The 23,537-nt window shown below is 69.0% G+C and carries 20 protein-coding genes and 1 tRNA gene; 14 read left to right on the top strand and 7 right to left on the bottom strand.

Annotated features, from left to right (window positions below; translation table 11 throughout):
- Positions 1-708, bottom strand: a complete 708-nt coding sequence (locus ACQ1RG_RS01430) for an ABC transporter ATP-binding protein (RefSeq protein WP_223289914.1) — start codon at positions 706-708, stop codon at positions 1-3.
- A 301-nt stretch (positions 709-1,009) separates the two neighbouring features.
- Between ACQ1RG_RS01430 and ACQ1RG_RS01425 the strand changes: the two genes are divergently transcribed.
- Complete coding sequence (locus ACQ1RG_RS01425) at positions 1,010-1,990, top strand: LacI family DNA-binding transcriptional regulator (protein WP_197932065.1); 981 nt, start codon at positions 1,010-1,012, stop codon at positions 1,988-1,990.
- Entirely contained in the window at positions 1,990-3,039 is a 1,050-nt protein-coding gene (locus ACQ1RG_RS01420) for a LacI family DNA-binding transcriptional regulator (RefSeq protein WP_342474236.1), read from the top strand. Before ACQ1RG_RS01425 ends, ACQ1RG_RS01420 begins: the two co-directional genes overlap by 1 nt.
- 224 nt (positions 3,040-3,263) lie before the next feature.
- Here ACQ1RG_RS01420 and ACQ1RG_RS01415 read toward each other — a convergent pair whose 3' ends face one another.
- Together ACQ1RG_RS01415 and ACQ1RG_RS01410 are read right to left on the bottom strand one after the other, a co-directional pair.
- Positions 3,264-4,124: a trehalose-phosphatase gene (locus ACQ1RG_RS01415; RefSeq protein ID WP_180960563.1), complete on the bottom strand. Its 861-nt coding sequence runs from the start codon at positions 4,122-4,124 to the stop codon at positions 3,264-3,266.
- A gap of 83 nt (positions 4,125-4,207) precedes the next feature.
- Positions 4,208-5,938: a trehalose-6-phosphate synthase gene (locus ACQ1RG_RS01410; RefSeq protein ID WP_190246972.1), complete on the bottom strand. Its 1,731-nt coding sequence runs from the start codon at positions 5,936-5,938 to the stop codon at positions 4,208-4,210.
- Positions 5,939-6,003: 65 nt separating this feature from the next.
- Here ACQ1RG_RS01410 and ACQ1RG_RS01405 point away from each other — a divergent pair, with 65 nt between their 5' ends.
- The 3 genes from ACQ1RG_RS01405 (at position 6,004) to ACQ1RG_RS01395 (ending at position 9,799) form a co-directional block, all read left to right on the top strand.
- Positions 6,004-8,157, top strand: a complete 2,154-nt coding sequence (locus ACQ1RG_RS01405) for a serine/threonine-protein kinase (protein ID WP_063248838.1) — start codon at positions 6,004-6,006, stop codon at positions 8,155-8,157.
- A gap of 330 nt (positions 8,158-8,487) precedes the next feature.
- Positions 8,488-9,348 (top strand): DsbA family protein, encoded by an 861-nt coding sequence (locus tag ACQ1RG_RS01400; RefSeq protein ID WP_063248839.1) that lies wholly within the window; start codon positions 8,488-8,490, stop codon positions 9,346-9,348.
- A gap of 375 nt (positions 9,349-9,723) precedes the next feature.
- Positions 9,724-9,799, top strand: a tRNA-Thr gene (locus tag ACQ1RG_RS01395).
- Positions 9,800-9,837: 38 nt separating this feature from the next.
- On the opposite strand, the gene ACQ1RG_RS01390 is transcribed toward ACQ1RG_RS01395, so the two are convergent.
- Positions 9,838-11,349 carry an MFS transporter gene (locus ACQ1RG_RS01390; RefSeq protein ID WP_009376460.1) on the bottom strand — a complete coding sequence of 504 codons (1,512 nt, stop codon included), beginning with the start codon at positions 11,347-11,349 and terminating at the stop codon, positions 9,838-9,840.
- 127 nt (positions 11,350-11,476) lie between these two features.
- Here ACQ1RG_RS01390 and ACQ1RG_RS01385 point away from each other — a divergent pair, with 127 nt between their 5' ends.
- The 3 genes from ACQ1RG_RS01385 (at position 11,477) to ACQ1RG_RS01375 (ending at position 14,001) form a co-directional block, all read left to right on the top strand.
- The gene (locus ACQ1RG_RS01385; RefSeq protein ID WP_040341247.1) at positions 11,477-12,589 is read left to right on the top strand and encodes a M4 family metallopeptidase; all 1,113 of its coding nucleotides are present in this window, start codon (positions 11,477-11,479) and stop codon (positions 12,587-12,589) included.
- A complete protein-coding gene (locus ACQ1RG_RS01380; protein ID WP_009376458.1) occupies positions 12,586-12,972 on the top strand; it encodes a hypothetical protein in 387 nt (128 codons plus the stop codon). Before ACQ1RG_RS01385 ends, ACQ1RG_RS01380 begins: the two co-directional genes overlap by 4 nt.
- A gap of 129 nt (positions 12,973-13,101) precedes the next feature.
- Positions 13,102-14,001, top strand: a complete 900-nt coding sequence (locus ACQ1RG_RS01375) for a tryptophan 2,3-dioxygenase (RefSeq protein WP_009376457.1) — start codon at positions 13,102-13,104, stop codon at positions 13,999-14,001.
- A gap of 82 nt (positions 14,002-14,083) precedes the next feature.
- Here ACQ1RG_RS01375 and ACQ1RG_RS01370 read toward each other — a convergent pair whose 3' ends face one another.
- The gene (locus tag ACQ1RG_RS01370; protein ID WP_009376455.1) at positions 14,084-14,878 is read right to left on the bottom strand and encodes an alpha/beta hydrolase; all 795 of its coding nucleotides are present in this window, start codon (positions 14,876-14,878) and stop codon (positions 14,084-14,086) included.
- On the bottom strand, positions 14,871-15,869 hold the full coding sequence (locus tag ACQ1RG_RS01365) for an SGNH/GDSL hydrolase family protein (RefSeq protein WP_009376453.1): 999 nt from the start codon (positions 15,867-15,869) through the stop codon (positions 14,871-14,873). The genes ACQ1RG_RS01370 and ACQ1RG_RS01365 overlap by 8 nt, the downstream gene beginning before the upstream one ends.
- 256 nt (positions 15,870-16,125) lie before the next feature.
- Between ACQ1RG_RS01365 and ACQ1RG_RS01360 the strand changes: the two genes are divergently transcribed.
- On the top strand, positions 16,126-17,397 hold the full coding sequence (locus ACQ1RG_RS01360; protein WP_009376452.1) for an amidohydrolase: 1,272 nt from the start codon (positions 16,126-16,128) through the stop codon (positions 17,395-17,397).
- A complete protein-coding gene (locus ACQ1RG_RS01355; RefSeq protein WP_223289915.1) occupies positions 17,394-19,190 on the top strand; it encodes a threonine/serine ThrE exporter family protein in 1,797 nt (598 codons plus the stop codon). Before ACQ1RG_RS01360 ends, ACQ1RG_RS01355 begins: the two co-directional genes overlap by 4 nt.
- Positions 19,191-19,199: 9 nt before the next feature.
- Here the strand turns inward: ACQ1RG_RS01355 and ACQ1RG_RS01350 are convergent, their stop codons facing one another.
- Positions 19,200-19,901, bottom strand: a complete 702-nt coding sequence (locus ACQ1RG_RS01350) for a uracil-DNA glycosylase (protein ID WP_009376450.1) — start codon at positions 19,899-19,901, stop codon at positions 19,200-19,202.
- Positions 19,902-20,060: 159 nt separating this feature from the next.
- Here ACQ1RG_RS01350 and ACQ1RG_RS01345 point away from each other — a divergent pair, with 159 nt between their 5' ends.
- The 4 genes from ACQ1RG_RS01345 (at position 20,061) to ACQ1RG_RS01330 (ending at position 23,281) form a co-directional block, all read left to right on the top strand.
- Entirely contained in the window at positions 20,061-21,527 is a 1,467-nt protein-coding gene (locus tag ACQ1RG_RS01345; protein ID WP_009376449.1) for an aldehyde dehydrogenase family protein, read from the top strand.
- Between the two features lie 349 nt (positions 21,528-21,876).
- Positions 21,877-22,143, top strand: a complete 267-nt coding sequence (locus ACQ1RG_RS01340; RefSeq protein WP_009376448.1) for a DUF3263 domain-containing protein — start codon at positions 21,877-21,879, stop codon at positions 22,141-22,143.
- Between the two features lie 2 nt (positions 22,144-22,145).
- A complete protein-coding gene (locus ACQ1RG_RS01335) occupies positions 22,146-22,799 on the top strand; it encodes a LytR C-terminal domain-containing protein (protein WP_009376447.1) in 654 nt (217 codons plus the stop codon).
- A gap of 278 nt (positions 22,800-23,077) precedes the next feature.
- Positions 23,078-23,281 (top strand): cold-shock protein, encoded by a 204-nt coding sequence (locus ACQ1RG_RS01330; protein WP_009376446.1) that lies wholly within the window; start codon positions 23,078-23,080, stop codon positions 23,279-23,281.
- Positions 23,282-23,537 lie beyond the last annotated feature (256 nt).

The following is a 23,537-nucleotide window of genomic DNA, read 5'->3' as shown; positions in this document are numbered from 1 at the left end:
TCAGCTGTCCGTGTCGGCGATCGAGGCGACGAGCGCCTCGGCGACCTCCGGCTCCTCGACTCCGATGAGCCGGCCGTGGTCGAGGAAGGCGATGCGGTCGGCGAGGATCTTCGCATCCTCGAGGTTCGACGTCGCATAGAGGGTGGTGAGCCCGAAGTCCTGCTGGAGGTCCTTGATGAGGCGGACGGTGTCGGCCTGGTGCTCGGGCACGAGGTTGACGACGGGTTCGTCCATGATGAGGACCTTGGGCTCGCGCACGATCGCCCGGGCCAGGGCGATCGTCTGTCGCTGCAGGGGAGAGAGGTCCCCGGGCACGGAGTCGAGGATCGAGCTCAGTCCGATCTTCTCGGCCACGGACTCGACTCGGGAAGCGATCTCCTCGGCGGGCAGACCGTCGATGCGCAGTGCGAAGCCGAGGTTGTCGCGCACGCTCATGTGCGGGTAGAGGGCGTAGGACTCGAGCGCGAGCGTGACATCGCGGTCGTTGACGGCGGCGTGGGTGACGTCGACGCCGTCGATGAGGATCGTCCCCGACCTCGGAGCCTCAAGTCCGTGGAGCATGCGCAGGATCGTCGACTTGCCCGATCCTGAGGGGCCGTAGAGGACGAGGAACTCGCCGTCGTCGATGAAGAGATTGAACGGATGGACCGAAGGGGACACCGTGTTCTCGTACGCGTGGCTGAGGCCATTCAACGACACTGTTGACATGTCAGCTCCTTCTCCGTCGGCCGTGAGCAGCAGGTCGTCGGTGACCTGCAGGGATGCTCAGTCCCCTTCATCCTATGCGGTCGCCGCCGCCCGGAGATAGGGACTTCGACACAGCGTAGAGTGATTCTCAGCACTGTGACAGCGCATGTGCACGGGCCTGAACGCGGGCTGAGTCGAACCTCGCCGAGGCGGCCGACGGGATCCGTCGACCGTGGCCGACCAGTGAGGCCGACCAGCAGAGCCGACCAGCAGAACCGATCGGCAGAGCCGACCAGCAGAGCCGATCAGTAGACTCGGGACCATGAGGGTCACGCTCGAGGAGGTCGCCGCACGCGCAGGTGTGTCCCTGGCGACCGTGTCCCGGGTGATCGGACGCCGCGGAGCCGTCGCCGAGACGACGCGGGCCGCCGTGCTCACCGCGATGGACGAACTCGGCTACACCCGCTCGACCCTGCTGCCCGAGTCTCCGCGCCGCCTCGTCGCCGTCGGAGCCCCCGGCAACCCCGAGTACTGGCAGACGCAGGTGTGCACCCGCGTGGCCACCACCCTCCAGGACCAGGGGCTGCTCATCACCCGCCCGCCCGTCGAGACCGACTCCGCGCCGCTCGACATCGCGATCGAAGCCGGTGCCGTCGCGCTCGTCACCCCGACTCTGACCTCCCTGCACACCTCCATCCCGTGCATCCGCGTCGACGAGCAGTCGGCGAGCCTGGCCGAGGGCGGGACCGGCGACATCATCGCCGCCCGCCTCGACCTCGGCGGGGGGATGACGACGGCGTTCGAGCATCTGCGCGCGATCGGACACCGTCGCATCGGTCTCATCTGCAACGACACCGGGGAGCTCGCGACCCAGCTGATCCAGCGCTTCCTCGCCGAGCATCCCGCACGGTCCTACGGACTGCCGCTCGAGGACTGGATCGCCCCGGTCCCGAAGTCCTTCTCGGGCGGCTCCCGGGCGATCCTCGAACTCAAGGACGCCACGTGCACGGCCGTCATCGTCCAGTCCGCGCTCCAGCTCCACGGGGCGCTGCACGGACTGCGGAACCGTCGCCTCCAGGTGCCGCGGGACATGTCGCTCGTCGGCTTCGGCGACTCGCCGACGATGCGCTTCACCGGGCCGCCGGCGACCGTGCTCGGCATCGACGTCGACGGTCTCTCCCAGGCGCTCATCGAGGCCACGCTGAGCACCCTGCGGATCACCCCCGGGGGTCCTGCCACCGTCCCGCCGGTCTTCCGCCCGCGCCTCTTCGCGAGGGGCTCGACCGCGGCGGCGAGGCAGTGATGGGCACCTCCTCGAAGCAGGTGCGCCTGGCCGAGATCGCCGACCTCGCCGGGGTCTCGACGGCCACGGTCTCCCGTGCGCTGCGGGACCCGGGAGCGGTCTCGGCCGCCTCGGCGGAGAAGGTGCGCCAAGCGCTGTCCGTCCTCGGCATCGAGACCCCGGCGGTGAACCCGTCCGGCATCCCCCTCATCGCCCTCGTCCGCCCGTCCGCCCCCGCCGGCAACGTCGACCCGTACACGAACCTCTTCGAGATCCTCACCAACCGGATGTTCGCCCAGGGCATCGCCGTCGTCCACGTCGAAGCCGAACTCGAGCGCACCGAGGCGATCGCCGATTCCCTGCTCGGCCCGGTCGCCGAGCACGGAGGCGAATCCTCGGGTCCGCGGATCGCCGGAGCGATCGTCCTCGGCGGGGGAGCGGCCGGGGCGCTCGCGGCCAGACTCTCCGAGCGCGGGCTGCCGCTCATCCGCGTCTCGAACGCCCGCCACGACGACGGGATCTCCCGCATCGTCCTCGACGCCTCCGACGGCATCGCCACCGCCGTCCAGCACCTCGTCCACCTGGGGCACCGGCGCATCGGTCTCGCCGTGCTCAGAGACACGGCCGCGGCCGCCCGGATCGCCGGGTTCCGCCGGTCGATGGCAAGCGTCCTCCACATTCCCGCGACCCGCGATCAGGCCCCCGTCGTCGAGGCCGCGGGCGGACCGATGGCAGGGGTCGCGGCTGCCGAGGAGCTCCTCGACCTCGGGTGCACCGCGGTCATCGCGTGCGCCCCCTCGCTCTCCTTCGGCATCCTCGAGGCCGCGGCGCGCGCTCGCCTCGACGTCCCCCGGGACCTCTCGCTGCTCACGGTCGGCGATATGCCTGACGCCGATGTCATCGCCCCACCGCTCTCCCAGGTCAGCTACGACTGGGAGACGGTCGCGGCCTCCGCGCTCGACGAAGTGGAGGCGATGATCGCCGCCCCGACGCGAGCGAGACGGGTCGACTACTCGGTCACTCCCGACCTCGTCCTCCGCGCCAGCGCCGTGCCCCCGCAGCGGAGGTAGGGCGCGGGGCCTGGACCTCGATGCCCTGCGGAGTTGCCCGCACATGGTGTCGTCGCCCGTGCGCCTGCGATTTGCTGGTCACTGCGCCGAGGCTGGCGGGCCGAATCGAGCTGATCGACCTCGGCGGAGTGACCAGCAAATCCTGCAGGCCTCGGCGGAGCGACCAGCAAATCCTGCAGGCCTCGGCGGAGCGACCAGCAAATCCTGCCCAGGCGGCGTCCGCGTCAGGAGGCAGTGAACTCCGCGCGCTCGTCGGCGAGGCGGGTGAGGAGCGTCGCGACGGCGTCGGGGTCGGCGATGCGCAGCTCGGCCTGCGTCGGTGCCGATCCGACCTTGATGCCGACCCCGGTGACCTCGGGCCGCATCTCCGCGAGTTCGGCGAAGGCGTCCTCGTCGGTGATGTCGTCGCCGAGGTAGAGGGCCGCGGTCGGGTGCACCTCGGCGACCAGCGCCCGGATGCCGGTGCCCTTCGTCGCCTGGCTCACGGCGAGTTCGGTGATGTCGTGTCCCTCGATGACGCGGATGCCGCCGTGTTCGGCCTGGACCGAGACGACGTGCTCGCGCAGGGACGCGGCGAGTCCGGGTGCCATTCCTCGCGTGTGCACGGTGCGGGAGTAGGGTTTGCGTTCGATCCGCAGGTCGAAGCCCTCGCGGTCGCTGAGCGTCGTCAGCTCGGCGAGGTGGTCATCGATCGCCGCGAGCAGTTCTTCCTCGTCGTTCGTCACGGCGTTCGCCTCGGTCGGGTCCGGCGCCGAGGCGGTCGCCGCGGACTCCGTCCCCGAGGCGGTCGCTGCGGACTCCGTCCCCGAGGCGTCCTGCCCCGGGCCGAGGTCGATCTCCGCCCCGTGGGAGCCGACGATCATCGCCGAGGCCGGAGGATCGGCGAGCCCGCGCAGGGTCGCGACGTCCCGTCCGGAGACGAGCGCGAGCTGCGTGTTCGGCAGGGTCGCGATCCTCGCGATCGCCTCCGCCGAGGCGGGCAGGACCCGACTGAGGGAGGGGTCGTCCTGCAAGGGGGCGAGCACGCCGTCGAAGTCGAGGGCGACGAGGAGGTCGTCCGCCTCGGCGAGGGGGTGCAGATCCACGTCAGCGGGGTCGCTGAGCGGAGGAGTGAGGGAATCGGAAACGGCAGGCGGCATCGAGGTCGAGTCCGAGGTCACGGCGGCTCCTAGGTCGCTGAACGGGTGTCGGGAGTGGACTGCGCGCCGTCGGTCGACGCAGGCGTGGAGGACGAGGGTGCGGCCGCGGGCGTCGCAGACGGCACCGGGGCGACCGGCGAGCGCTCGGGCACCGGAGCCGATTCGGGCGCTGGAGTCGTCTCCTGGCCGGGAGTCGTGTCCTGGGCTGGAGCCGTCTCCTGGGCTGGAGTCGACGGTGCCTGTTCGGGGGCGGCCGGCTGGGCAGCGGGACGGCCCTGCGGGGCGGGACGGTCGGGGACGACGGCCTCGGGGGTGTCGCGGATCGCATCGAGCTCGGCGAGGAACTTCTTCGACCACGCGCTCACGGTGTCGGTCCGCACTTTCTTGCGCATCTGCCGCATCCGCCGGCTGCGCGTCTTCGGATCCATGTTCACGGCCTCGAGGATGCCGGCCTTGAGGTTGCCGATGTCGTGCGGGTTGACGAGCACCGCGCCGGCCAGCTGCTCGGCGGCTCCGGCGAACTCCGAGAGGACGAGCGCACCGTCGTCGTGGAGGCGGCAGGCGACGTACTCCTTGGCCACGAGGTTCATCCCGTCGCGCAGGGCGGTGACGAGCATGACGTCGGCGGCGATGAAGAACGCCGTCATCTCATCGCGCGGGTACGAGTGGTGGAGGTAGTGGACGGCGATCGAGCCGATGTCGGCCTGCTCGCCGTTGATCCGTCCCACTGCGAGCTCGACGTCGTGGCGGATGAGCTTGTACTGCTCGAGCCGCTCCCTGGACGGGGTGGCGATCTGGATGAGGACGATGTCCTCGACGTCGAGTCTGCCTTCGGCGAGGAGCTCGCCGAACGCCTTGAGCCGGTGCCGGATGCCCTTCGTGTAGTCCATCCGGTCGACGCCGAGCATGATCACCTTGGGATTGCCGACCTCCTCGCGGATCTGCGCGGCCCGTTCGATGATCTTCGGGTCGGCGGCGAGCTCTTCGAGGTAGGGGGTGTCGATGGAGATGGGGAACGCCTCGGCGCGCACGAGGTGACCGGGAAGGTCGCCGTCGGCGGGGACGGTGACCGTCGAGCCCTTCGTCGTGAAGCCGAGCCGACCGCGCACGGCCCGACGGAAGTTCGCGGCGTCCGCGGGGCGCTGGAAGCCGATGAGGTCGGCGCCGAGGAGGCCGCGGAGGATCTCGTCGCGCCACGGCAGCTGCGCGAAGAGTTCGAACGGCGGGAAGGGGATGTGGTTGAAGAAGCCGATCCGCAGATCCGGGCGCATCCGGCGGACGAGCTGCGGGACGAGCTGGAGCTGGTAGTCGTGGACCCACACGGTCGCGGACTCGGCGGCCACCTCGGCGACCTTCTGCGCGAAGCGCTCATTCACCCGTACATACGCGTCCCACCACGTCCGGTGGTACTCGGGCGGGGCGATGACGTCGTGGTAGAGCGGCCACAGGGTGGCGTTGGAGAACCCTTCGTAGTACCTGAGGACATCCTCATTTGTCAGGGTCACCGGGATGAGATGCATCCCATCGATGGTGAAGGGGTCGAAGTCGACGTCGGCGACACCCGTCCAGCCGATCCACGCCCCCTCCTGCGCTTTCATGACCGGGGCGACTGCGGTGACCAAACCCCCAGGTGAGGTACGCCATTCGCGATCGGGATCGGATGCGTCGCGATCGACGGGGAGTCGGTTCGCGACGACGACGAAATCACTCTCGCCGAACGGTTCCGCAGTCTCGGATCCAGCGGCGTCGACGGTGCTCATCTGCGCCTCCTCAAGTCTCGTTGCTTGGAACGAACTCTACTCGCTCGACTACCCTTGTGACCGTGATGGTTCAGGATCTGGGAGGCTACCGCCTCATCGAGGAGCTCGGCTCGGGCGGCATGGGTGTCGTCTACCTCGGTGTCGACGGCGGCAACAATCCTGTCGCCGTCAAGGTCCTCCACCCGCACATCGCCAGCGACGAGACCGCGCGCAAGCGTCTGGCCAGGGAGGTGAGGACGCTGCGGCGGATCCGCCATCCCCGCATCGCCGAGGTGCTCGACGCCGAGCTCGACTCCGCGCAGCCCTTCATCATCACCGAGTTCGTCGACGGTCAGACGCTCTCCGACGACGTCCGGGACAACGGTCCCTTCGCCGAGGACGAGCTCGTCCATTTCGGTCATGCCCTCCTCGACGCTCTCGGTGCCGTCCATGACTCCGGTGTCATCCACCGCGACCTCAAACCGGCGAACGTCATGATCATGGACGGGGAGCCGATGGTCATCGACTTCGGCATCGCCCAGGTCGCCGACGAGGTGCGGGTGACCGCGACGGGGCTGGTCATGGGCACGCCCGGCTACCTCTCCCCGGAGATCGCCGACGGCAAGTCGTCGTCGGAGAAGACCGACTGGTGGGGCTGGGCTGCGACGATGGCGTTCGCGGCGACCGGCCGCAACCCCTACGGCGCGGGACCGCTCGAAGCGGTGCTCGGCCGAGTGGCGCTCGGCAAGTTCGACCTCGCTGATACCCCACGCAACTTCGTCCCCCTGCTCAAGGCCTGCCTCGACCCGAAGCCGGAGAGGCGCCCGAGCGGGCAGATGATCCTCGATGCGCTCGTCGACATCGAATCGGGGCGCATGCCGCAGCTCGGCTCCGGATCGGGCCCCGGGGTCCAGCGCACCGCCGTCATGCCGGCCGTCGACGAATCGCGGTCCGGGGCGCCCGGCGGCGGAGACTCGGCCGATGGCCGGGGAGTGCTGCGCGGGGGATATCCGGGACAGGATCCGCACGGGGGCGCCGTGGTCGGGGGAGCTGCCATGGGCGGGGCTGCCGTCGGCGGTGCGATGGCTGCGGGGATGTCCGGCGGCGGGAATGCCGCTGCGGGTCAGGCCGCTGCTGGCCATGCCGCTGCGGGTCCGCGAGGCGGTCAGGACATGATGCCGGGCCGCGGGTACGCTCCGGCGCAGTCTCCCGGGACGACGAACTTCGCAGGTCAGCCGGGTTCCTCGGCGCCGGGACAGCAGCATCCGGGGCAGCGTCCGTTCCCGGGGGAGTCGTCCCAGGGCCAGCGCTTCGCCCAGGGCCCGTCCGCCGGGCAGGCGCCGATGCGCCCGACCTCCCTCCATCCGGGGGCCGGCCAGTCGGGCTTCGACCCCCGCGGCGGGACGATGCGCCAGGCCACGGCGGGTCCCGTGCGCAATCCCAACGGCGCCATCCAGGCCGCGCCGGGCTCGGCGCTCGCCGGTGCCGACCTCGGCAGCCGCGGCTACGGGCCAGGCGATGTCACGGCAGGCGGGTGGTCGGGCCAGGGCGGACATGCCGGTCGTGGTCCCGTCGGCATCGGCCCCGTCGGGCATGAGGGCGGCGGTCCAGGAATCCAGCCCGGCGAGCAGTGGGCGCCGCTGACCTACCGCTCCATCCGCACGGGCGGATGGGTCGTCTTCGCCCTCGTCGTCTTCGCGGCGGTGATCATGCCGCTCAGTCCGCTCGTCATCACCGCGTTCTCCTTCGCCTGGTCGGTGCTCGCGCGCACGGCCACCCGTCTCGACCGCAAGGTCCAGCGCTACCGCTATGAGCGTGGCGAGGACGGCGGCGGAACGCTGCGGTCGGTCGCCTCGGCGCCGGGAGCGCTGCTGGCATCCGTGCTCACCTCGGTGGCGACGTTCCTCCTTCCCGCGATCGCGGGGGTAGCGATGCTCGTGCTCACCAGGCTCGACGTCGCAGGCATCGTCCCCGGCGAGCTCTCCGAGCAGTGGTCGGTATGGGCGGCAGCGGCTGCCGGCGGCCTCGTCCTCTGGGTCGGTCCGGGGGCTGCGAGCCTGCGCTACGGTTCGCGGCTCATCGTCTCCGGGGCGACCCGCAATGGCCTGGGCAGGCTCATCGCCCTCGGCGTCATCGCCGTACTCATTGTGCTCGCGATCATGGTCATCACCTCCGGTGCCGCGATGAACTGGTGGCCTCTGCCCGAAAGCCCGTTTGCGTGGCTGCCGGGACCTGTCTGAGAGTCTCCCCGGCGTTTGCGGGACGGAGGGCATGGGCCGTACGGAACGAGGGGTGGCCTCGGCGGGGATGATCGCACCGGAGGACCCGGCCGTGGAAGGCGGTTGAGCACTGCGCACGGGAGGGGGTCGAGCCCCGCGCAGGGGAAGGGGTCGAGCCCCGCGCATGGGCGACGATTGCGATGATTGAACCTTGAATTTCACTGGGAGTCGCGTGACAGGCGATTTCGGTACAGTGGGAGCGTCGGGGCGGAGCACCGCCCGACGGGTCTGATGTCGGTTCGCGCCGACCGGGACCGCCCCCCAGTCGGACGATCGACAACGTGAGGAACCATGGCGAAAGACAACTCCGCGGCGGAGAAGCGGAATCGGGCACGCGAGAATGCCCGTCAGATCGCAGCAGCTCAGGCGAAGAAGGAGAAGACCGCCAAGATCATCCTCTACTCGGGGATCGGCGTGGTCGTCGTCGCGGTGGCCGTCATCGTCACCCTCCTCGTCGTCCAGTCGGCCAGGCCCGCGAACCCGCCGGCGAACTACGTCGCCGGGGGCGTCAGCCTCGCCAAGGGCGGAACCGTGGTCCAGCCGATGAACATGCCCGAGGGCGAGGAGTCGTCGCTGCCGACGCCGGCCGAGGCCGGTGTCAAGGAGAATGCCGCCACCGTCACCGTCTTCATCGACTTCCAGTGCCCCGCGTGCCGGGCGTTCGAGGAGACCAACGCGTCGACGCTGAATAAGCTCGTCGAAGAGGGCACGATCGTCCTCGAATACAAGCCGATTGCCATCCTTGACCGCTTCTCCAACGGCAACGAGTACTCGACGCGCGCCGCCAACCTCGCCGCATGCGTCGTCGACTCCCAGCCGGAGAAGGCCGGAGCGCTCTTCGAGGCGCTCTTCGCTCAGCAGCCCGAGGAGGGCACCAGCGGACGCACCGACGAGGAGCTGCTCAAGGTCGCCTCGGACGCCGGCGTCGACACGTCGAAGGCGCTCAACTCCGATCCGGAGCAGACCGTCGAGAGCTGCGTGACCGACCAGTCCTTCAAGAAGTACGTCACGAACTCCACCCAGGAGGCTCTCGATTCGGGTGTCGACGCCACCCCGTGGGTCCTCATCAACGGCAAGCAGACCGAGCAGACCGGTGACCCGCAGTCGCTGGCCATCGAGATCCTCAAGGCCACCGGCGAGGTCCAGAACTGAGGTAGTCTGCTGCGCTGAGGCGCTGAGTGCGCTGAGGTTCTGAGCCCTCCCACTGTTTGCGGTCGAAAAACCGAGGGAAATTGGCCGATCCGGCTGATTTCCCTCGGTTTTTCGACCGCAACCGGCGATTTGGTGGTCAAAGGGGCGTGGTCGGCGGGTGAATCCCGGCCCGGTCGCCTCGGCGGAGTGACCAGTCAATCCTCCGGACCTCGGGGCAGTGACCGGAGAATCCGCAGGATCACCCCGAATGAGCCCTGGCCATCATCCGCCGCAGCGGCCGAGTTGCCCGACGCTCTCAGAGCTCCGGCTTTTGTCGCCCGAGTGCCCGATGGACTACTATCGTGTAGGCATTGAGCGCGGGAGAACCGCGCCCGCGCCTCCTTAGCTCAGTTGGTAGAGCACCGCTCTTGTAAAGCGAAGGTCGTCAGTTCGAGTCTGACAGGGGGCTCCACCGAATCGGGTCCGGCAGTCTGCTGCCGGGCCCGATCGTCATCTCCGGCTCGGGTGGTCGGCCGATGACCACTCGGAGGGGGACTGTCCGGTCTGATCCTTGTCGGTGGGTCGGCTCCCTGCCTCGTTCGACCGGCCGGTGCGCCCGGCGCCCTGAGGCTCCGCCCCGGCTGACGGGCGCTCCTGTCCCGCGTTCCGCCCCGGGAGGCCGATCCTCTTCGCCCACACGAGCACCCAGACGGCACCGGCGATCGCGAAGAGCCCGGTGAAGAGGACGCCGAACTGCAGCGAGGCGATCGCGATGACGAGGGCGATGACCGAGGGGCCCGCGAGCTTGCCGCCGTTGTTGAAGATCGCCCAGATCCCGAGGAACCGGGCCCGCCCGATGGCAGGCGAGAGGTCCGCGCCGATCGTCATGTTCACCCCCGCGCCGAGGCCGTTGCCCACGGCCATGATCCCGACCGCGACGATCATGCCCACGAGGGTGGGCATCGTCACCATCGCGATGAACCCGGCCCCGAAGATCGTCAGGCAGGCGACGAGAGTGGCGACCCGGCCCAGATGGTCCTTGATGTAGGCGCCGAGGAACATGAAGACGAGTTCGAGCCCCGCTCCGAAGGCGATGAGCAGCGAGATCTGCGACTCGTGCAGTCCGATCGAGACACCCCACAGCTGGATGACGACCGGCTGTGCCGACCGCGCCACGGTGAGCGTGATGATCGAGATCCCGACGAGGATGACGGCGTTCCAGCGCACATCGAGGCGGGCTCGCCGAGGTGGTGCGGCAATTGCAGACGCCCCCTGAGCGTGAGTGTCACCTGGGACCGGATGCTGCGCTGAGTCGGCGGCGGCTTGGGAATCGCGTGGGGCCGTCGTCACGGTGGTGGCGTCGGCCGCGTCGGCTCGACCTCGGGCAGTCTCACGGTGGTCCGAATGCGCCGACGCCGTTCCCGTCGCCGCGTCTCCCGAGGTCTGACCGTAGTCGGGGATCCGTGCGATCGGCAGGGCGAGGACGAGGATCGCGAGCAGCCCGGCGACGCCGGCGAAGACGAAGACCGACCAGATCGGGAAGACGAGCATGAGGCCGGCGCCGATGATCGGCCCGACGAGGTTGCCCACCCGCATGCTCCCGCCGAGCGCCGTCATCGCCTTGGCCAGATGGGCAGAGGGCATCACCTCGGCGACGACGGCCTGCCGGGCGAGGTTCCACACATCGGACACCGGCGCGAAGAGCATGAGTGCGATCGTGTAGACGACGATCGATCCCGCCGAGTCCCAGAGGAACGCGACCACGATCGCTGCGAGGACGACGATCGCGGTGACCGTCGCGACGACCATGGCGCGAAGATCGCCGAGGCGGTCGATGAGGATTCCCGCCGGCACCGTCGCAAGCAGGGAGACCGCTCCCATGATGCCGACGATCGCGGCCGCGAACGCCGAACTCGCCCCGAGCGAGAGCGCACCGAGGACGAGGACGGGCAGGATCGCTCCCAGTCCCGCCGCGAAGAGCAGCGAGGGGATGAGCACCGGCCACAGGATGGGTTTGAGCACATCACCAGTCTATGGAGGGTGCCCATGGGCCGACCGAGGCGTCCGCAGAGCGGTGTGCGGGCGTCTTCTCCGACCGCTGTGACGCCGCTCCCATCGAACACTCGGGCGAAGATGAGAGCGTGGTCACATGAGAACAGCGAACACAGTGGTCCCGCCGTACCTGCTCAGCAACCTCGCCGACAACGGCGGCGAGCGGTTCCCCCGCGCCGCCGACGCCGCCCGCACGGGCCTGAGAGCCGACGCCCGAGTGCGTCAGCTGCGCGCCGAAGGCCTGCGCGCAGCACCCGACGGCTCCTCGGCGACTGCCCGGACCCGCAGCGCCCAGGCGGGTGAGGCGACGGGTCCGAACCGCCAGATCCACGACGCGCAGAACAAGGAGGACCTACCCGGCGTCCTCGTCCGCAGCGAGGGGGAGGAACCCGTCGCCGACGACGCGGTCAACGAAGCCTACGACGGCCTCGGCGCGTCGTATGCCCTCTTCGCCGAGGCCTTCGACCGGAACTCCCTCGACGGTCAGGGCGGACCCCTGCTCGCAAGCGTCCACTACGGCCAGGACTACGACAACGCCTTCTGGGACGGTCGCCTCCTCGTCTTCGGCGACGGCGACGGTGAGGTGTTCACAGGCTTCACCGGCTCCCTGTCGATCATCGGCCACGAACTCAGCCACGGCGTCATCACCCACACCGCCGACCTCGAGTACTTCGACCAGTCCGGCGCCCTCAACGAGCACTGCGCCGACGTCTTCGGGGCGCTGACCGAACAGCATTCCGCCGGGCAGAACGCCGAGGACGCGACCTGGCTCATCGGCGCCGGAATCTTCACCGAGGCGGTCACCGGCAAGGCCCTGCGCTCGATGATCGCCCCGGGCACCGCGTACGACGACGACGTCCTCGGCAAGGACCCGCAGCCGGACCACATGGACGGCTTCGTCCGCACCGAATCCGACAACGGCGGCGTCCACCTCAACTCCGGCATCCCCAACCGCGCGTTCGCGGTCGCGGCGACGACCGTCGGCGGTCCCGCGTGGGAGACCGTCGGGCAGGTCTGGTACGGCGTCCTCACCGGATCCGAGATCACGACGACGACTGACTTCGCGCAGTTCGCAGATCTCACCATCGCCGAGGCGGCCGACCAGTTCGGTGAGGGATCCGACGTCCACGACGCGGTCGTCGAAGGATGGACGACCGTCGGCGTCGTCACCGGGCCCGCAGCCCGGGGAAACCGAGGGAGCAGCTGGTGAGCACCGCAGGATCCGGTGACCGGGAGTTCGGTCACCTCCTCGTCGAGCGCAGCGGAGGGATCGGCGGATTCCTCCTCGTGTGGGATCTCGACATCGACACGAGCAAACACCGTGAGGAGCTCGGCGAACGCGTCGCCGACCTCCCGTGGCCGAGCCGAGGCGACGGGCACGCTGGAGCATCGGGTGCCGGCGGGCAGGCGGCGACAACCGGCGCCGCTCCGGCCGGTTCGGTCTCCTCAGCCGATCGCTACGTCTACCTCATCGAGAGCCGCTTCGGGCACGCCCGGTTCGGGGAGAAAGAGCTCACGGGGGAGTGGAAGGAGCTCGTCGACCACGTCCGCGACGTCGCCGAACCCGAACGCCGCCGCCCCGGCGCCGACTGAGCCGACCGTACCGGCTGAGGTGGAGGCACAGACCGAGCGCCCGCCTCGGCGGCGATCGACCGCCTCGGCGAGGGGGTGGGCACCGGCTGTCTGAACAGGGCGGTGATGCGGCCATGACATCCTTGTCCCATGACTCATGACACGTCGACAGCCGAGAAGAACGAGCGCGCCCTCGAGGACGAGATCCACACCGACCTGCGGGAGCAGATGACCTACGGGTCGTACCTCGACCTCGATCGGCTGCTCACCTCGCAGCATCCGGTGAGCGATCCCGAGCACCATGACGAGCTGCTCTTCATCATCCAGCACCAGACGACCGAGCTGTGGTTCAAACTCGTCATTCACGAACTCCTCGACGCCCGCCGCCTCATCGCCGCCGATCAGCTGCAGCTCGCGCTCAAGCGCATCGCCCGCGTCAAGCACATCCAGAAGACCCTCACCGAACAGTGGTCGGTTCTCGCGACGCTCACCCCGAGCGAGTACGTCGGCTTCCGCGATGAACTCGGTCAGTCCTCCGGCTTCCAGTCCTGGCAGTACCGGGCCGTCGAGTTCCTCCTCGGCAACAAGAACAAGGGCATGCTCGCCGTCTTCGACGCCGAACCCGAAGCACAGGCGCAGCTGCGGCGCTACCTCGAGGAGCCGAGCGTCTACGACGAGTTCCTCCGGTTCCTCTCCCGCCGCGGTCTGCCCGTCCCGCAGCGCATCCTCGACCGCGACGTCTCCGTCTCGCACACCTTCGACGAGGAGCTGCTCGAGACCTTCCGCATCATCTACGAGAACCCCGAGGAGTACTGGCTCGAGTACGAGAGCTGTGAGGAGCTCGTCGACCTCGAGGAGAACTTCCAGTTCTGGCGCTACCGCCACATGCGCACGGTCCTGCGGATCATCGGCATGAAGCGCGGCACCGGCGGCTCGAGCGGCGTCGGATTCCTCCAGAAGGCCCTCGACCTCACGTTCTTCCCCGAGCTCTTCGACATCCGCACCGGCATCGAGAACGGCCCCGGGACGCAGGCGGCCCCGAAGCACTGAGCACCCGTCCGGGCGCTGAGCAACCCGGTGCAGGGTTGCTCAGCGCCCGGACGGGTTGATTAAAGCGGTCGGCGGCGTGTGCTCAGCGGTCGCCGAAGAGGAGCTCGACGACCTGCGGGAAGTACGGCGAGGTCGGCTCGACGAGGTCCATGTGATCGGCGCCGGGCAGAACAGTCAGCGGTGCCGGGAAGTTCTGCGAGAACGACACGTCGACGATCCCGTCGGCGTCGCCATGAATGATGTGGGCATCGGCGCGCTCGGGGATGAGCACCGCCCGCGACCGCGGGTCCTCCCACAGGTACGCGGCGAGGTCCTCCTGCGGAGGCGCGCCCATGTAGTCGAGCACGGCACCGTCGGCGAGTCCGTCATTGACCTCCCGGAGCAGATCCGAGATCGGAGCGAGCGGACGCAGCCGGAAGTCAGGACCGTCCGCATCGAGGTGGCTCGCCCACGCGAGCACGAGGCACCCTCCCGCGGAATGCCCGGCGACGACGGGCCGGTCCCGGGCCTCGGCGGCCACACCCCACGCCTCGAGCGAATCGAGGGAGAAGCCGATCGCCGCGGTGACGTCGTCGAGGCAGCGCGGCTGCCCGCCGATGCGTCCGTACTCGACGAGGACGCAGAGCACCCCGGTCTCGGCGAGCGCCTGGGCGAGCGGCCTGGCGTGGACGAAGTCGATGCTCGGGCGGAAGTATCCGCCGTGGACGAAGACCACCACCGCCGAGGCGGTCGCCGGGTCCCCGTGGACCTCGACGAACTGGTCGGGATCGTCCCCGTAGGGGTGGCGGACGATGTTCGGCTCAGCACCGAGCCGCTGCCCGAGCGCGTCGAGTGCCTCGCTGCGCGCATCCTCGGTCGATCCGTGTGTCTCACTCATCTTCGTCCTCCTTGACGATTCGCCTGCCGTCGACCGCCACCCGGCCGTCGTCGCTGATCAGCTGTGCGGTCTCGACGTCGACCCCTGTCCGTTCGCCGGCGGCCTCGGCGGACCCGGAGCCCTCGCCATCAGAGGGGCCCCCGCCGGAGAACCCGGGCTCGTGAGCGGCGGCGGTGACGTCGACCTCGTCGTCGACCGCGATCTTCCTCACCGGGGAGAGGTCGGGGACCTTGGGGCTGAGCAGGTCGCCGGAGGACTGGCCGCGCAGCCGCCTGCCCACCCACGGCGCGAGATGCTCGCGCGCCCACTTCGACTCCTCGACGACGACGTCGCGGATCGCCCGGGTCGTGCGCGGCGGCATCCCGAAGCCCGTCGTCGGCAGCGAATGACCGGATTCGAGGGTCGCGAGCGCCTGCCGGGCGACGAGGTCGTGGCCGTCAGGGGAGAGGTGGATCTTGTCCTCGGCCCACATGTCCTCGGCGTAGAGGGGGCGCAGACCCCAGACGTCGACCATGTGGCAGCCGTGGCGCTGCGCGATCGTCCACAGGTGCGCGTTGTAGACGCCGACGCGCGGGCGCACCGCGCGCAGCAGCGGCGACATCGTCTCCGTGTCGAAGCCGTTGGCCATGACGACCTCGATGCCCTCGTCGCGCATCGCGATGACGGCGCGCTCGAACTGGTTCGCCAGCCCGTCGATGTCGGTGCGCGGGCGCAGGCAGTCGTTGCCGCCGGCACAGAAGCTCACGAGGTCCGGTTTGAGGTCGAGGACCTTCGGCACCTGCTCGTCGATGACACCCTGGAGGAGGCGGCCGCGGATCGCGAAGTTCGCGTAGAGGAGCTCGGGTCCACCGGCGGGAGAGTCGACAAGGAGTTCGGCCAGCCGGTCGGTCCACCCCCGGAAGCGGTCGGGGGTGCCGTCGGGGTCGGGGTCCATGAGGCCCTCGCTGAAGGAGTCGCCGATCGCGACGTAGGAAGTGATGGTTTCGAGCATCCTCAGCTCCTTCTGATCGTTCGTCCGCTCTCTCCAACCTATACCCACAGTCCCCATGCCGCTCCCATGCCCGACCGCCTGATCTGTGCATGCGCGCCACACCCGCTGAGTCGTCGGCGGGAGATGCCCCAGAGGTGCCTCGACCGCGTGGTGAGAGCCTTGAACGGGCACCCCCGTGGCGTAGACTCGACACCGCGGCACAGCAGCCGCGCACCTTGAGCGAAGAGCACCCAGCACACGCATCTGAAGGAGCACGATGTATCGATCGGTCCCCGTCCCCGCACGCCACGACGTCGCCATTGTCAATGCGAGGATCCTGCCGATCGCCGATGCGCAGGGTGAGCGTGCCGAACCCATCGAGTCGGGCACGATCGTCCTCGCCGACGGCCGCATCGCCGCCGTCGGCGGACCGGAGACCGAGGTGCCCGAGGGCACCGAGGTCATCGACGCCGCGGGCCGCTGGGTGGTCCCCGGCTTCATCGAAGCCCACGGCCACCTCGGCGTGCATGAGGACGGAGAAGGCTGGTCGGGCGACGACACGAACGAGATGACCGACCCCAACGGGGCGGGCCTGCGCGCCCTCGACGGGATCGACCCGGCCGAGCTGGGATTCAAGGATGCCCTGCGCGGAGGCGTCACCTCGGCGCTCATCAAACCCGGATCGGGCAACCCCATCGGCGGGCGCACCGCCTTCGTCAAGACCTGGGGCCGGGTCGTCGACGAGATGCTCGTGACGCAGGACCTCTCGGTCAAGTCCGCGCTCGGGGAGAACCCGAAGCGGGTCTACGGGGACAAGAAGGTCACGCCTTCGACCCGGATGGGCACCGCGAAGATCATCCGCGACGCCTTCGTCGAGGCACAGAACTACCGGGCCAAGCGCGACCACGCCGAGGCTGAGGGCACCCCCTTCGAACGCGACCTCGTCAAGGAGACGCTCGCCGAGGTGCTCGACGGGACCCTCGCATGGGACCAGCACTGCCACCGGGCCGACGACATCGCCACCGCGATCCGGCTCTCCGAGGAGTTCGGGTACCGGCTGGTCATCAACCACGGCACCGAAGGCCACAAGATCGCCGACTTCATCGCCGAGAAGGGCATCGACGTCATCCTCGGCCCCCTGATGACGAGCCGGTCGAAGGTCGAACTCCGTGACCGGACCCTTGCCACCGCCGCAGCGCTCGCCGAGGCGGGTGTGCGGATCGCGCTGACCACCGACCATCCGGTCATCCCCATCAACTTCCTCATCCACGAGGCCTCGCTCGCCGTCAAGGAGGGCCTCGATCCCGTCGTCGCGCTCGAGGCGCTGACGATCAATCCGGCGGCGATCTTCGGCCTCGACGACTGGCTCGGCTCGCTCGCCCCCGGCAAGGACGCCGACCTCGCGATCTGGTCCGGCGATCCGCTCGACCTCGACTCCCGCGCCGAGGAGGTCTTCGTCGACGGACGCCTGGTCTACTCCTTCGACCAGGAGACCGGCACCGCCGAGGTGGCCGACCCGTACGGTCCGACTCTCATCAGCGAGCCGTGACCCAGAGGCCCCCAGACGACGCCGTGACCGGAGCCGGGATCGACTCCGACGAGGCGACCACCGCCGACATCCCCCTCGACGGTGCGGTGACCGAGGATGCGACGACCGCTGACATCCCCGTCGACCGGGCCCCCGCCGAGGTGGTCCGCGACCAGGATGCCGAGACCGGTCCCGTGCGGGGCCGGGAGAGGTCCGAGGCCGGGTCGCAGGCCCTGCGCGAACTGCTCGAACGCACCCGAGCGCAGCGCCTGGCCGAACTCCAGTCCCAGCCCCAGCGCACCGGCAACGGCAGAGCCCGGACGCAGAAGCAGGCCAAGCCGCGCACCGACCACCTCGGCGCCTCCCAGCGGGTCGCCCAGCGCGTGGCCCGCCGCACCGTCGGCAGGCTCGTCACCGGCACCTCGGTGAACACCCAGCCGGTGCCGATCATCACCGTCCTCAAGGGCACCCCGTACCAGGCGCCCGTGCAGGCGAGCGAACCGAGCGAGGACGAGGCGCGGATGATCCTCGACCTCGCCGCCGACATCGCCGCGATCATGATGCGCGCGGGGGCGGGCACGAACGACATCGAGGTCTCCGTCATTGCCGCGTGCACGGCGTGCGGACTCTCCACCGCCGAGGTCGACCTCACCTCGAGCACGCTCGTCGTCCACTACTCGACCTCGGACGGGCGGCTGATGACGGTGATGCGCGTCAACCGCGGGGAGTCGACCCACTACGCGAAGCTCGCCTCCGTCCACAAGCTCGTCTCCGACCTCGTCGACGGCCGCATCGGGTTCATGGACGCCCGGAGCCGTCTCGATGCGATCCGCTCGCAGCGTCGGCCCTTCAAGGAGTGGTTCGTCACCGGTGCGTGGGGGCTCATGGTCGGCTCCCTCGTCCTCCTCCTCGGCGGTGGACCGATCGCGATCGTCCTCGGCATTGCGATGGCCGTGTTCATCTTCCAGCTCGGCAAGCTCATCGGCCGCACGAGCCTGCCGTCGTTCTTCATCACCGCGCTCCAGGCGGCGATCGGCACTCTCGTGGCGATGGCGGCGGGCAACTTCGGGCTCATCGACTCCCCGCAGTACCTCGTCGCCGCGGCCATCGTCCTCCTGCTGCCGACACAGTCGCTCTACTCCTCCGTCCAGGATGCGCTGACGAACTTCCCGCTCACCGCAGCCGGGCGGCTCGTCGGGGTGTTCCTCTCCTTCGCGGGCATCGTCTCCGGACTGGCATTCGGCGTCGCGTGCGGGCAGGCGCTCGGCATGGATCCCATCGAGATCCTCGTGCCCCGCTCCGGCGTCCACGTCGTTGCGATGATCGTCTCGCTCGGTGCGGCAGCGGTCGTCGCGATGGCCGGTGCCGTAGGCATGCAGGCCTCGAGGCGGTTCATCCTCCCCGCCGCGGTCGTCGGCCTCGCCTCATTCATCACGATGATGTCGCTGTCCCTGCTCGGGATGGACAACGTGCTCGCGAGCCTTCTCTCGGCCACCGTCGCCGGCTTCCTCGCCCGGCCCCTGGCACTGCGGCTGGGAGCACCGGCGATCGTGCTGACGATCCCTGCGATCTACACCCTGCTCCAGGGACTCTCGATCTTCACCGCGGTCTACCGGATCGTCGCGGAGACGGAGACGACGACCTTCGCCGAGGGCCTCTCTGCGCTCTTCACCGCGATCCTCGCCAACGCCGCACTCGCCGTCGGCGCGGTCCTCGGCAGCTACCTCGCCCGCCCGCTCAAGGGCCGCAAAGCGGAATCCGTCGCCGATTCCGTGCGCTCAGGGGAGGCACCGCCGAAGGACGTGCAGGGCTGAGGTCTGCGTTCACTCCCGGGCGGGAAGCTGCCAGTCGATCGGGGCGATGCCCTTCTGCGCGAGCAGCTCGTTCGTCCGTGAGAACGGCCGCGAGCCGAAGAAGCCCCGCGACGCGGACAGCGGGGAGGGGTGCGCGGATTCGATGATGGCCACCTCGGCGGGGCCGGAGGTGAGCAGCGGGGCGAGGTTCCGCGCATCCCGACCCCAGAGGATCGCGACGAGGGGACGGTCACGGCTGATCAGCGCCCGGATGGCCCGCTCGGTGATCGCCTCCCAGCCCTTCCCGCGGTGGGAGGCCGGGGAGCCGGGGCTGACGGTGAGGACGCGGTTGAGGAGCATGACTCCCTGCCGGGACCACGCGCGCAGGTCGCCGTGGGCGGCAGGAGGGATCCCGAGGTCGTCGGCGAGCTCCTTGTAGATGTTCGTCAGGGACCGCGGCAGCGGCCTGACCTCGGGGTCGACGGCGAAGGAGAGGCCGATCGGATGACCCGGGGTCGGGTAGGGGTCCTGGCCGACGATGAGGACCCTGACCTCGGACAGGGGCTCGGCGAAGGCGCGGAAGACCGCCTCGCCCGCCGGCAGGTAGGAGCGTCCGGCGGCGTTCTCCGCTCGGAGGAAGTCGCCCATGAGGTGGATGTCGGCTTCGGAGTCGGCGAGCGCCTCGGCCCAGTCGGGGGACATGATCGTGCTCAGCTGCGCATTCGAGGTCATGCCGGTGATTCTATCGAGCACGCGTCGGCCGCCGTGTGCTCCGAGCGCAGACGAGGTGTGCATGATCGCCCAGCCCTCCGGCGTTCAGATCGGCAGGGGCCAGGGGCTATGCTCGGGAGAACGAGTTCATCGGAGAACCTGGAAGGTGAGAGTACCCCAATGACGGAATTTCCCGACGCCACACCCTGGAAGATGTACATCGGCGGAGAATGGGTCGACGCCCTCGACGGGGAGACCCATGACGTCATCACCCCGATCGACCGCAACGTCGTCATCGCCACGGTGCCCGAGGGCAAGGAGGCCGACGCAGACCGGGCGGTCAAGGCCGCTCGCGCCGCCTTCCCCGAATGGGCAGGACTGCCGTTCAAGGAGCGGCAGAAGCTGCTCATCAAGTGCGCCGACGCGCTCGAAGCCGGTTCGGAGGAGCTCGCTGAGCTCACCGCGCTCGACACCGGCAACGCGATCCGCACGCAGGCGAGGCCCGAGACCGTCATCCTCGCCGATCTCTTCCGCTACATGGGCGGCGTCGCCGGTGAGGTCAAGGGCACGACCCTGCCGGCCGGAGACAGGCAGCTCCAGTACACGAAGCGGGTGCCGCTGGGCGTCGTCGCCGGCATCCTCCCGTGGAACTCGCCGCTGATGATCGCGGCGTTCAAGACCCCTGCCGCGCTCGCCGCCGGCAACACGATCGTCCTCAAGTCGGCCGAGGACGCTCCGCTGACGATCCTCAAGATGGCCGAGCTCCTCGACGGGATCCTTCCGCCCGGCGTCCTCAACGTCGTCACCGGCAAGGGCTCGGTCATCGGCGAGGCCCTCAACGTCCATCCCGATGTCGATAAGCTCTCGTTCACCGGGTCGACGAACGTCGGTCGGCACGTCGCCGAGGTGGCCGGCAGGCGTCTGGCGCACTCGTCGATGGAGCTCGGGGGCAAGAGCCCGAACATCATCTTCCCCGACTCCGACGACGAGGACACGGTCGAGCAGGTCCTCCTCTCGACGCGCTTCGCCCGCCAGGGGCAGTCATGCACGATGGGCTCGCGCCTCTTCCTCCATGAGGACATCTACGACTCGTTCCTCGCCAAGCTCGTCGCCGCGGTGAAGAAGATGAAGGTCGGCGATCCGCGTGACGAGGAGACGGACATCGGCGCGATCATCAACGAGAAGCAGTACGACCAGGTCGCTGACTACATCGAGATGGGCAAGTCGATGGACGGCGTCGAGATCGCCTACGACGGCCACGGTGAGCTCAATGTCGGCGAACCCGGCTTCTACCATGCTCCGGTGATCTTCTCGAAGGCCCAGAACGACTGGCAGACGAGCCAGGAGGAGATCTTCGGTCCCGTCCTCTCGGTCATCCCCTGGAAGACCGTCGACGAGGTCATCGGCATGGCGAACACGAACGAGTACGGACTCGCCGCCTACGTGTTCACGAAGGACCTCGACTCGGCTCTGACGATGGCCGACCGGATCGAGTCCGGATGGATCCAGGTCAACCAGGGCGGCGGTCAGCTGGCAGGACAGGCCTACGGCGGCATGAAGAACTCGGGCTTCGGACGTGAGGCCTCCCTCGAGGGCATGCTCGAGGGCTTCACCCAGATCAAACAGGTCAACATCCGCATCCGCTGAGGGAGGAGCCGCAGCGCACCCGCGGCGGGGTGACGGTCTCCCGACCGGGGGCAGGGGCATCGGCCCCTGCTCCCGGTCGTGCACAGCCCCGCTGTGCGCGGGTCGTGCTCTGCCCCGCTCGGGCCGTGCAGGTTCCATAGGCCGGGACCGACTGTGACTTCCGCAACGGTGACGGTCACGCCCGGCGGGACCCGGCGGTCGCCTCGGCGAGGGGGAATCCCCGGTGCAGAGCCGAGTCCGCCGTCCCTGCGGGTCTCGGAGGGGCGAGCTGGCGCGGCGGGAATGACAGCCGTGTCATTCTGGCGATAGCATAAGCTTCAGAGTACACACCCGAAGGAGCACACCGTCTATGCCGCAGAACGAGGGCACCCCTGAACTGAGTGAGCTCGAGGTGTCCGTTCTGGAATTCGAGCGGCGCTGGTGGAAGTACGGCGGTGCGAAGGACCACGCGATCCGCGAGCGCTTCGACATGTCGGCGACGAGCTACTTCCAGATACTCAACTCCCTGCTCGACAATCCGGCGGCCCTCGCGAGCGATCCGATGCTCGTCAAGCGGCTGCGCCGGATCCGCACGACGCGACAGAGCGAACGTGCGCAGGCCCGCGTCTCGAGGTAGCCATGACTGACGAATTCGACTCCATCGAGCCAGGCCGCCGCAGTGGAGCCCATCGGCAGGACTCCGCGGCCTCGTCGAACCTCGGGGCGATCACGCTGGTCATCGTCCTCGCGCTCGTCGCGGTCCTCCTCGTCGTCGCGGCGATCAACATCATCACCTCGTCCATGCGCGACCCCGAGACGACCGTCGGCGAACCCGCCCCGGAGACCTCGGCGCCGGCGACGCCGAGCCCCTCGGAGAGCGAAGTCAGCGTCGTCGACTCCTCGCTCACGGTCGACGTGCTCAATGGCTCGGGAGTCTCCGGCGTCGCGAAGAGGTTCTCCGACGCGGTCGAGGAGAAGGGCTGGACCATCGGCAAGGTCGGCAACTACTCGACTGCCCGCAGCGACTCGGTCGTCTACTACAAGGACAAGGGCTCGGCCGCGCAGGCGAAGCTCGTCGCCGACGCCCTCGGCATCGAGGCCACGGAGCAGTCGGACGACTTCACCGCCGACCTCACCGTCGTCGTGTGCTCGGACATCGCCCAGCGCGGACCGTCGTCGAGCGGCACGGATTCGGGTTCGGGAAGTGCTGAATCCGAAGGGACCGGCTCGGGCGCCGGCAGTGCTGGATCCGAAGGCGGACAGTCTGAGGGCACCGGCCTCGGTGAGGGCTGAGAGTTCACGCGAATTCACAGGATGAATGCCGCCTGAAATCAAATGTAACGAATTGATAACAGTGTTGAGCGAACCTCTGGCCCGCCCGGCCCTGGGGTAGAGTTTTACCAGCTAGGCAAGCACTGCACCTTGTGTTCTGATCGTGCTTCACCGAGATCAATCTCCAGAGGTCAATGAGAGAAATCGCGGGGTCTGTTGAGGTTTACTAGCGTTCGGATTCCGGCACTGCGTTGTGTCGGAAGCGGATTTCAAATGACACTGCATTCTATGGAGAAGTAATGGCACAAGGCACCGTCAAGTGGTTCAACGCCGAAAAGGGCTACGGATTCATCACCCTCGAAGGCGACGGCCAGGACGTGTTCGTCCACTGGAGCGCGATCCAGATGGACGGCTACCGCTCCCTCGAAGAGGGCCAGCAGGTTGAGTTCGAGGTCGGAGAAGGTCAGAAGGGTCCCCAGGCGGAATCCGTCACCCTCCTCTGAGTCTGATGTCGCCGGCGTGAAGCCGTGCGCGACCGTGCCCCGCGATCTCCGCAGATCGCGGGGCCGCGGTTTTCGCTGCCGGCGTCATCGGTCCGCTGCGATGGCCGTCTGACGGTCGGCTCTGCGGACATCGAGCGACGAGGCGCCGAGTCGATGACGACTCGGCGCCTCTGCATTTTGCGCGGGGCTCACCCCGCGGTATCGCGGCGACGCCGGTCGGTGGGGCGCCGTCCTCCGGTCGCGCGCTGTCGGTCGG

The organism is Brevibacterium sp. K72 (genome assembly GCF_050562175.1).
Lineage (GTDB): Bacteria > Actinomycetota > Actinomycetes > Actinomycetales > Brevibacteriaceae > Brevibacterium > Brevibacterium casei.
Note: the sequence above shows the minus strand (reverse complement) of the source record. Positions and strands in the feature narration are given on the sequence as shown.